The organism is Microbacterium sp. K24 (assembly GCF_004794465.1).
Taxonomy (GTDB): Bacteria; Actinomycetota; Actinomycetes; order Actinomycetales; family Microbacteriaceae; genus Microbacterium.
Window position 1 is genome coordinate 1 of record NZ_SSDJ01000001.1, and the last position, 281, is coordinate 281.

The following is a 281-nucleotide window of genomic DNA, read 5'->3' on the forward strand; positions in this document are numbered from 1 at the left end:
AGACGACGACCCGGCCGGTCGCCTCGTCCCAGGTCGCGGATCTCAGGAAGTGACCCCGTATGGTTGCTGAGTCGCGTGAGGGGAGCATCGACTGGCTCTGCCTTCCCCGCTTCGACGCGCCGTCGCTGTTCGGCGCGCTGCTCGGCGAACCGTCCGCCGAGTGCGGAGCCGACCGTGGTCGAGACACCGTAGACGAGCAGGTACAGGGGGTGGTAGCCGGTGTCGATGAGCTCTACACGGTGCGAGTCCGTGACCTCACGACGGGCACGAACCTCGAGGAC

1 protein-coding gene is annotated in these 281 nt (G+C 67.6%); it reads right to left on the bottom strand.

What is annotated here, in order from left to right; all coding sequences use genetic code 11:
* On the bottom strand, positions 1-281 hold a 281-nt coding region (locus DW306_RS21440; RefSeq protein ID WP_205814054.1), incomplete at both ends, for a hypothetical protein.